Source organism: Xanthomonas sp. SHU 166 (assembly GCF_000364685.1).
GTDB classification, from domain to species: domain Bacteria; phylum Pseudomonadota; class Gammaproteobacteria; order Xanthomonadales; family Xanthomonadaceae; genus Xanthomonas_A; species Xanthomonas_A sontii.
The window spans coordinates 1-9,508 of record NZ_AQOJ01000486.1 but is presented as its reverse complement, the minus strand read 5'-3'; the positions used below and the strand labels follow the sequence as shown (position 1 = coordinate 9,508).

General features: G+C 68.8%; 8 protein-coding genes and 1 pseudogene. 8 read left to right on the top strand and 1 reads right to left on the bottom strand.

The window, feature by feature from the left end; all coding sequences use genetic code 11:
* Positions 1-41 precede the first annotated feature (41 nt).
* The gene (locus D180_RS12775; protein WP_017913095.1) at positions 42-497 is read right to left on the bottom strand and encodes a nucleoside deaminase; all 456 of its coding nucleotides are present in this window, start codon (positions 495-497) and stop codon (positions 42-44) included.
* Positions 498-610: 113 nt separating this feature from the next.
* Between D180_RS12775 and ubiE the strand changes: the two genes are divergently transcribed.
* The 8 genes and pseudogenes from ubiE to D180_RS12740 all read left to right on the top strand — a co-directional run.
* Positions 611-1,372 (top strand): bifunctional demethylmenaquinone methyltransferase/2-methoxy-6-polyprenyl-1,4-benzoquinol methylase UbiE, encoded by a 762-nt coding sequence (gene ubiE, locus D180_RS12770; protein ID WP_017910016.1) that lies wholly within the window; start codon positions 611-613, stop codon positions 1,370-1,372.
* 412 nt (positions 1,373-1,784) lie between these two features.
* A pseudogene (locus D180_RS24570) lies at positions 1,785-1,904 on the top strand (bifunctional demethylmenaquinone methyltransferase/2-methoxy-6-polyprenyl-1,4-benzoquinol methylase); the annotation flags it as partial.
* Positions 1,905-2,038: 134 nt separating this feature from the next.
* Positions 2,039-3,979 (top strand): M1 family metallopeptidase, encoded by a 1,941-nt coding sequence (locus tag D180_RS12765; RefSeq protein WP_017913094.1) that lies wholly within the window; start codon positions 2,039-2,041, stop codon positions 3,977-3,979.
* Between the two features lie 418 nt (positions 3,980-4,397).
* Positions 4,398-4,754, top strand: coding sequence for a cupin domain-containing protein (locus D180_RS12760; protein ID WP_017913093.1), 357 nt, complete (start codon positions 4,398-4,400; stop codon positions 4,752-4,754).
* Positions 4,755-4,787: 33 nt separating this feature from the next.
* Positions 4,788-5,807, top strand: coding sequence for an alpha/beta fold hydrolase (locus tag D180_RS12755; RefSeq protein WP_017913092.1), 1,020 nt, complete (start codon positions 4,788-4,790; stop codon positions 5,805-5,807).
* Entirely contained in the window at positions 5,804-6,523 is a 720-nt protein-coding gene (locus D180_RS12750) for a hypothetical protein (RefSeq protein ID WP_017910020.1), read from the top strand. The genes D180_RS12755 and D180_RS12750 overlap by 4 nt, the downstream gene beginning before the upstream one ends.
* 5 nt (positions 6,524-6,528) lie before the next feature.
* On the top strand, positions 6,529-7,167 hold the full coding sequence (locus D180_RS12745) for an HAD family hydrolase (RefSeq protein WP_017913091.1): 639 nt from the start codon (positions 6,529-6,531) through the stop codon (positions 7,165-7,167).
* A gap of 405 nt (positions 7,168-7,572) precedes the next feature.
* Positions 7,573-9,508, top strand: a 1,936-nt coding sequence (locus D180_RS12740) for a methanol/ethanol family PQQ-dependent dehydrogenase (RefSeq protein ID WP_051064821.1), incomplete at its 3' end; no start/stop codon positions are given.

Genomic DNA, 9,508 nt, shown 5'->3' with positions numbered 1-9,508 from the left:
CGGCGGGCGTCTGGCCTGGTGCGCCGAGCGCGGCGGGCTGCTCAGTCCTCGCCGATGTCCTCGTTCCACACGTCCGGGTGCGCGGCGATGAAGCTGCCGAGCAGGTCGATGCATTCCTGGCTGTGCAGGTCGATGACCTCCACGCCGCTCTCGCGCAGCCAGTCGATGCCGCCCTGGAAGGTCACCGATTCGCCGACCACCACCGTGCCGATGTTGAACTGCCGTACCAGGCCGCTGCAGTACCAGCACGGCGCCAGGGTGGTGACCATGATGGTGTCCTTGTAGCGGCGCTGGCGGCCGGCCTTGCGGAAGGCGTCGGTCTCGCCATGCACGGACGGGTCGCCTTCCTGCACGCGGCGGTTGTGGCCGCAGCCGAGCAGGCGGCCGTCGCGGTGGTACAGGGCGGCGCCGATCGGGATGCCGCCCTCGGCCAGGCCCTGGCGGGCTTCGGCGATGGCGGTGTCGAGCAGGGCGCGGTAGTCGGGCGTGGTCAGCATGGGATGGCCGGGGGAAGGGGAGTCGGCCGGCAGTCTGGCGCAGGCGGCCGGCGGCTGTCATCCCGGGCGGCGCTTCACCGGCACGGAGCGGCCGGCAGTGCCATAATCCCGGCATGAGCGAATCCCCCTACAAATCCGGCACCACCCATTTCGGCTTCCGCGACGTCGCCGCCAAGGACAAGCAGAAGCTGGTCGGCGAGGTCTTCACCTCGGTCGCCGGCAACTACGACCTGATGAACGACCTGATGAGCATGGGCATCCATCGGGTCTGGAAGCGCTATTTCGTCGCCACCGCGCAGGTCAAGCCGGGCGACCGCGTGCTCGACCTGGCCGGCGGCACCGGCGACATCGCCGCGCTGCTGAAGGACCGGGTCGGTGCCGACGGCGAGATCGTGCTGGGCGACATCAACGCCGGCATGCTCTCGGTGGGCCGCGACCGCCTCACCAACCGCGGCCTGGTCGCGGGCCTGGACTACGTGCAGTGCAACGCCGAGGCGCTGCCGTTCCCGGACCAGAGCTTCGACCTGGTGACCATCGCCTTCGGCCTGCGCAACGTCACCGACAAGGACGCCGCGCTGCGCGAGATGTACCGCGTGCTCAAGGTCGGCGGCCAGGCGCGGGTGCTGGAGTTCTCCGAAGTCACCGCCGATTGGTTCAAGCCGCTGTACGACTTCCATTCGTTCAAGGTGCTGCCGCGCCTGGGCCAACTGTTCGCCAAGGACGCCGACAGCTACCAGTACCTGGCCGAAAGCATCCGCAAGCATCCGCCGCAGGACGCGCTGAAGGCGATGATGGAAGAGGCCGGCTTCGCCCGCAGCCACTATAAGAACCTGACCGGCGGCATCGTGGCGATCCACTCGGGCTATAGGATTTAGAGCTGGGATTGGGGATTCGGGATTGGGGATTCGCAAAGGCGGGCGATCGGGTGCTGACTGATCGCGGCGCTGTGTCGTCCTTGTGGGAGGGACTTCAGTCCCGACGCGCGGTCCGGCGGTGCCGGTGCAAGCATCTGTCACAGAACGCCGGGAATCGGGAATCGGGAATCGGGAATCGTAAGAGCAGGCGATCGGTGCTGACCGATCGCGGGCCCTGTGCTGTCTTTGTGGGGGGACTTCAGTCCCGACGCGCGGTCCGGCGGTGCCGGTGCAAGCATCTGCCACAGAAAGCTGGGATTCGGGAGTCGGGATTGGGGAATCGCAAGAGCGGACGATCGGTTGCAGCCCGATCGCGGCGCGGCTGTTCTTGTGGGAGGGACTTCAGTCCCGACGCGCGGTTCGACGGTGCCGGCGCAAGCATCTGCCACAGGACGCGGGGAAGGGGATGATGGAAGCGTCCGGCTTCGCCCGCAGCCACCACAAGAACCTGGCCGGCGGTATGGTGGCAATCCATTCGGGCGACAAGATCTGAGTGGATCCGGGATTGGAGAGTGGTAATTCGGGATTCGTCAGCGCGCATCGCACCGCTGTTGCGAATCCCCACTCCCGAATCCCCAATCCCGGCCTTCCGGTAGACTGCGAGTTTTCCTCGAACCGGTTACTGCCATGCGTTCCCCGTTCCTGTTGTTGTCCCTGGCCGCGATGGTCGCGTCCGGGTGTTCCCGTGAAGCGTCCGCGCCCGATGCGGCCGCCACTGCCGCCAAGCCGGCACCCGCCGCGGCCAAGCCGGCCGACCGCAGCCACGACGAGACCTCCTACGCCGAGCCGTCCAAGGTCGTGATCAAGGATCTGGCGCTGGATCTGAAGCTGGATTTCGACAGCAAGCAGATCGGCGGCACCGCCACCTACACGCTGGACTGGAAGGACAAGAGCGCCAAGCAACTGGTGCTGGATACGCGCGACCTGACCATCGAGAAGGTGCAGGCCGACGACGGCAAGGGCCAGCAGGCGCCGCTGCAGTACGCGCTGGCGCCGGCCGACAAGATCTACGGCAGCAAGCTGACCATCGAGGCGCCGACGCAGCCGCAGACGATCAGCATCACCTACCACACCGCGCCGACCGCCTCGGGCCTGCAGTGGCTGGAGCCGTCGATGACCGAGGGCAAGAAGCTGCCCTTCATGTTCAGCCAGTCGCAGGCGATCCACGCACGTTCGTGGGTGCCGCTGCAGGACACGCCGAGCGTGCGTTTCACCTACAGCGCGCACGTGGTCTCGCGTCCGGACGTGATGGTGCTGATGAGCGCCGACAACGATCCCAAGGCGGTGCGCAACGGCGACTACCGCTTCAAGATGCCGCAGCCGATCCCGTCCTACCTGCTGGCGATCGCCGCCGGCGACCTGGTGTTCAAGCCGATCTCGGCGCGCTCGGGCGTGTGGGCCGAGCCGGCGATGGTCGACAAGGCGGCCAAGGAGTTCGAGGACACCGAGAAGATGATCGTGGCCGCCGAGACGCTGTACGGTCCGTACCGCTGGGGCCGCTACGACATGCTGGTGCTGCCGCCGTCGTTCCCGTTCGGCGGCATGGAGAATCCGCGCCTGACCTTCGCCACGCCGACGGTGATCGTCGGCGACAAGTCGCTGGTGTCGCTGATCGCGCACGAACTGGCGCATAGCTGGTCCGGCAACCTGGTGACCAACGCCAGCTGGAAGGACATCTGGCTCAACGAGGGCTTCACCACCTACGTGCAGGCGCGCATCACCGAGGCGTTGTACGGCCCCGAAGCGGCGGAGATGGAGCGCGAGATCGACCAGACCGACCTGCTCGCCGAACTGAAGGGCATGAGCCCGGCCGACCAGGCGCTGGCGCTGCCGGCGCTGACCGAGCGCGATCCGGACGAGGCGCTGAGCCAGGTCGCCTACGTCAAGGGCGCATGGTTCCTGCAGTTCCTGGAGCAGCGCTTCGGCCGCGACACCTTCGATCCGTTCCTGCGCGGCTGGTTCGACGACCACGCGTTCCAGAGCGCCAACACCGACCAGTTCGTCGAGTACCTGAAGACCCACTTGCTGCCCAAGAAGCCGAATGCGGTGACCGCGCAGGAACTGCATGCGTGGCTGGACGAGCCGGGCATTCCGGCGTTCGCGCAGAAGGCGCGTTCGCGCAACTTCGCCATGGTCGACACCGCGCGCATCGCCTGGACCGGCAGCGGCACGTTGCCGGGCAAGCAGGTGACCGACGCCTGGAGCACCCAGGAGTGGACGCGCTTCCTCAGCGGCCTGGGCGAGAAGCTGACCCCGTCGCAGCTCAAGCAGCTCGACGACGCCTACCACTTCACCGGCACCGCCAACGGCGAGATCGCCATGCGCTGGTATCCGCTGGCGATCCGCAGCGGCTACGTGGACGCGCGCCCGGCCGCCGGCGAGTTCATCGCCCGCGTCGGCCGCCGCAAGCTGATCCTGCCGATCTACGCCGAACTGGTGAAGACGCCGGACGGGCTCGCCTTCGCCGAAGAGGTGTTCGCCAAGGCCAAGCCCGGCTACCACCCGATCACCACGGTGTCGGTGCAGGAGATGCTGGACAAGGCCAAGGCAGGCAACACCGCGCACTGACGCGCGCCTGCTGCTGAAGACCGCGCACACGGCGCCGGGAGCGATCCCGGCGCCGTGTGCGTTTGCAAGGCCTGCATGGTGCGGCGGGCGCGCCATGCGGAAGCGGCGATCGCTGCAGCAGTTCGGTGCGCGCAGGTTGCGCCAGATGCTCGTGCGCGGCGTCGCCTGCGCGTCCTGCACGACGCGCGTCTGCCCAGTGCGGCGTTAACGAATTCCACACATGCCGCTGCTCGCGCGCAGCGACCCGTTGCCACGCATTCGCGATATCCTCGGCAGTCCCGATGGTCCCCGGTCCATGCGCGCATGACCCCGTTCGCCACCGCCTCCCTGCTCTCCGCTGCAAGAGCCATCGCCACGGCAGGACAGTGCCGATGCCGATGCGAGCGGAATCACCTGCGCGTGTCGAGGCGCTGCTGAGATGAGCGACGCGCATCCACTGTCCGGTTCCCTGCTGGCCGCGCTGCCCGATGCCCGCGGTGGCGAAATCTTCACCGAACTGCTGCGGCGCTCCGGTTGCCGCGTCGAGCGCATCGTCTCGCACGGGCAGACCACGCCGCAGGATGCGCCCTACCTGCAGGCGCACGACGAATGGGTCCTGCTGCTGCGCGGCAGCGCGCGGGTGGCGCTGTGCGAGTGCGAGTGCGAGGTCGCGCTGGCGCCGGGCGACCATCTGTTCATCCCGGCCGATACGCCGCATTGGGTGACCTTCACCGATCCCGGGCAGCCGACCGTGTGGCTGGCCCTCCATCTCGGCGAAGCCGACGTGGTGGCGTGAGCGCATGACTGGCCTGCGCGCTGCGGTGTCCCCATGGTGATGGCGACCCTGGTCTTGATGATGATGCTGCTGCTGGCTGGCGCCCTGGCGTTGCTGGTGTCGCTGCTGTGCGTGGCGCTCGTGGCGATGCCGATCGGGGCGCTGCTGGTGGCGCGCGATCCGTTCCTGCTGGTGCGCCTGGAGAGCCTGCGCCAGCGTCGCGGCAGCGGGCTGCGGCGGCGCCAGTCGCAGGTCGCCGGGCACACCTGGACCTATCTGGTGCGCGCCGCGGCCGATCCCGCCGCGCCGACCCTGCTGCTGGTGCATGGCTTCACCGGCAGCAAGGAGAACTGGCTGCCGCTGGCGCGCGCGCTGGGCACGCGCTATCACCTGGTGATCCCGGATCTGCCCGGCTGGGCCGAGAGCCAGCGCATCGCCGGGCAGGACTACGGCTTTGTGGCGCAGGCCGAGCGCGTGGCCGCGTTCGCCATGCAGTGCGCGCGCCGTGCGGGCAGCGAATGCGTGCTGCTCGGGCATTCGATGGGAGGCGGTATCGCGGCGCTGGCCGCGGCGCGCCATCCGGCGGTGTTCGACCGGGTCGGCCTGTTCAACGCCGCCGGCGTGCGCTTCGCCGACAACGTCTTCGGCCAGGCGGTGCTGGACGGGCACAATCCGTTCGCGGTGCACGATGCCGCATCGCTGCAGCGCTACATCGACACCGTGTTCCTGCTCGAGCGCGCCAAGCCGCGCATCCCGCGCTGGGCGGTGCCGGCGGTGGTGGCCTGGCGTCGCCGCGAGGCCGATTTCGAGCAGCAGGTGCTGGCGCGCATCGGCCGCGGCGAGGAGGCGTTCCTGCCGTTCGAGGAAGCCGCGCACATCCGCCAGCCGGCGCTGCTGCTGAACTGCGTGCAGGACGCGGTGATCGACGCCAGCGCGCTGGCGCTGTACGCGCAACGCCTGCCGCAGGCGATCCAGGTGCTGCTGGACGGCAGCGGCCACATGTCCATCGTCGAGAAGCCCGCCGAGGTCGCGCAGGCCATCGACACCCTGATCCAACGAGGAACCCCACGATGAAACGCATCCTGCTCGGCGCGCTGTGCGCCGTCGCCCTGGCCGCTTGCGGCGATCACGAGGCCGAGCGCAAGGCGCAGGCCGCGGCCGAAGCGCAGGCCAAGGCGCAGGCGGCCGACGACCTGGCCAAGCAGTACGACGCCGCGGTGAAGTCGGGCAACTGGGACCTGGCCCGGATCCACGGCGCGGCGCTGCTGCAGCAGTACCCCGGCTCGGACGCGGCCGAACGCATCCAGCCCGGCTACGCCGAGGTCAAGGCCAAGGGCGAAGCGGCGCGCGAGCTGCGGCGCATGCAGGCGGCCTGGCAGTACTCGCAGGTGCCGGCCGGCAAGGGCGTGCAGCGCTCGGCGATGCTGTACAGCCGCGACAAGGTCGATGTGGACGGCAGCGGGCCCAAGCCGGTGCAACTGGTGTTCCGCGACCATCCGGAATGGAAGCGCAGCGCCTACCTGGTGCTGCAGTCCGGCGATTTCCGCTGCGCCGGCGGCTGCAAGGTGGAACTGAAGGCCGACGACGCGCCGCCGCACGCGGCCGCGGCCTGGCGGCCCAAGACCGACGAGGCCATCGCCATGTTCATCAGCGACGACAAGGCGCTGTGGAAGCTGGCGCGCAAGACCACGGTGCTGCAGATCACCTTCCCGGTGAAGGCCGGCGGCACCCGCACCGCGGTGTTCGAGACCGGCGGCCTGGACGGCGCGCAGATGCCGGGCTGGGATTGAGCGCGATGCATGCCGCCATGCCACCGCCGGCCGAGGCGCTGTGCCAGGTGCGCCACTGGGTGTTCGACATGGACGGCACCCTGACCCGCGCCGTGCACGATTTCGCGCTGATCCGCCGCGAACTGCAGATCCCGCCGCAGGCCGACATCCTGCAGCACCTGGCGGCGCTGCCGGATGCGCAGCGCGCCAGCAAGCACGCCTGGCTGCTGGAGCACGAGCGCGTGCTTGCTCAGGAGGCCACCGCGGCCAACGGCGCGCCGGCGCTGCTGCGCACCCTGTACGCGGCCGATTGCCGGCTGGCGGTGCTCACCCGCAACGCGCGCGAGCTGGCGCAGCTGACCCTGGAAGAGATCGAGGTCGACGACCTGTTCGAGGACGTCACCATCCTCGGTCGCGACGAGGCGCCGCCCAAGCCGCATCCCGGCGGCCTGCTGCAGTTGGCCGAGCACTGGGGCGTGGCGCCGCAGGCACTGGCGATGGTCGGCGACCACGCCTACGACCTGCAGTGCGGGCGCCATGCCGGCGCCACCACCGTGCTACTGCATCCGGACAATCCCTGGCCGGCGCTGGCCGACCTGCATTTCGCCGATTGCGCCGCGCTGCTGGCGTGGTGGCAGGACCGCGTCGGGCCGCAGTCGCACTGACTGCTGCGCGGCGGCTGACCGCCGCCGCGCGCCGCACCCTCCTTGGCGAGATCGGTGCAGGCGTGCCGGATGCGCACTCCCCGTCGCGCGCCCCGCCGTGGTCATCCGTGTGCGCCAGTGTGGCAAGCGCAGCGATGGCGCAGGGTGTGCCACCGGCACATGTGCTCACACTGCGCCACGGCCGATGCAACCATGTGGCACAAAGTGTCACGTTTCCGAGACGCCTTCGACCGCGCTGGTGGGCGTCTCCGCGACGACAACCGGCGTCCTGATCCGTACCTCAAGGGATGTTGCATCGCAGCGCCGCGATGGCATGGACGTTGCTCGCATATACCCACGCTTCAGGTTCCGTGGCACACGCCGATAGGTGAAGTGACGCGGCTCTTCAACGAGGGGAGTAGAACGATGCACAGTCATTCACGTCGTACCCAGGCTTGTACGCTGCTCGCGCTGGCCACTGCGCTGGCATTGGCGGGTTGCAAGAAGCAGGAAGAGGCTTCGGCGCCGGCCGCACCGGCCGCCGCACAGCAGCCGCCGGCCGCCGCGCCGGCCGCGGTCGCCGATACCGACAGCGAGTTCGCCAGCAATGCCGCCAACCCGGACAACTGGGGCGGCATCGGCCGCGACTTCGGCCTGACCCGGCACAGCCCGCTGGCCGAGATCAACCGCGACAACGTCAAGAACCTGAAGATGTCGTGGGAGATGAAGACCGACGCCACCCGCGGCCATGAAGGCCAGCCGTTGGTGGTGGGCGGCACCATGTACATGGTCAGCGCCTATCCGAACAACGTGTTCGCGATCGACCTGTCGCAGGAAGACGCCGGCAAGGTGCTGTGGAAGTACACCCCGCAGCAGGACGAGCGCGCGGTGGCGGTGGCCTGCTGCGACACGGTCAACCGTGGCGCGTCCTACGCCGACGGCAAGGTGGTGTTCGGCAGCCTCAGCGGCGACGTGATCGCGCTCGATGCCAAGACCGGCAAGGAAGTGTGGAAGCAGAAGCTCGCCTATCCCGAGAAGGGCGAGACCATCACCATGGCCCCGATCATCGCCGACGGCAAGGTCGTGGCCGGCATCAGCGGCAACGAGTTCGGCGTGCGCGGGCGCGTGGCCGCGTACGCGCTGGCCGACGGCAAGCAGGCCTGGTCCTGCGAGGCCACCGGCACCGACAAGGACATCTGCCTCGGCCCGGACTTCAACAAGGCCAATCCGCAGCACGGCCAGCTCGGCGACCTCGGCCAGAAGACCTATCCCGACGAAGGCTGGAAGCGCGGCGGCGGCGCGGCGTGGGGCTGGTACAGCTACGACCCGAAACTCAAGCTGGTCTACTACGGTACCGGCAATCCGGGCCTGTGGAGCCCGTCGTACCGCTGCGGCAAGACCACGCAGAAGGAATGCGACACCGGCGAGTACGACAACAAGTGGTCGATGACCCTGTTCGCGCGCAAGATCGACACCGGCGAGGCGGTGTGGGGCTACCAGAAGACCCCGTTCGACCAATGGGACTACGACGGCGTCAACGAGCCGATCCTGGTCGACCTGACCATCGACGGCAAGCAGGTGCCGTCGGTCGTGCAGTTCGACCGCAACGGCTTCGCCTATGTGCTGGACCGCCGCGACGGCACCCTGCTGCGCGCCAACAAGTTCGTGCCGGCCAACTGGGCCGAGCGCATCGACATGAAGACCGGGCGCCCGGTCAAGGTCGCGGCGCACTCGCCGCTGGAACGCGGCCGCAAGGTCGAGGCGTTCCCGGCGGCGATGGGCGGCAAGGACCAGCAGCCGTGCTCGGTGGACCCGTCCAATTCGGCGGTGTTCTTCTGCGGCACCAACAATTGGCACATGGAGCTGGACCCGCAGGAGCGCGGCAACACCATGATGGGCCTGCCGTACGTGTTCGCCAACGTGTTGATGAAGCCGAACGAGCCGGGCGCGTTGGGCATCGTCAAGGCGTTCGACGTGGTCGAAGGCAAGTCCAAGTGGGAGATCAAGGAGAAGTTCCCGGTGTGGAGCGGCACCCTGGTCACCGATGGCGGGCTGGTGTTCTACGGCACGCTGGACGGCTGGTTCCGCGCGGTGGACAAGGACACCGGCAAGAAGCTGTGGGAGACCAAGCTGCCCTCGGGCATCATCGGCAACCCGATCGCCTACAAGGCCAACGGCCACCAGTACGTGGCGGTGTTCTCGGGCATCGGTGGCTGGATCGGCCTGCCGGTCGCCGCCGGCCTGGATCCGGGCGATCCGTACGGTGCGCTGGGTGCGGCCGGCCTTGCCTTCAGCAACGGCTTCGACAAGATCCCGTTGGGCGGTATGGTGCACACCTTCCGCATCGACGGCGCCGGCAAGA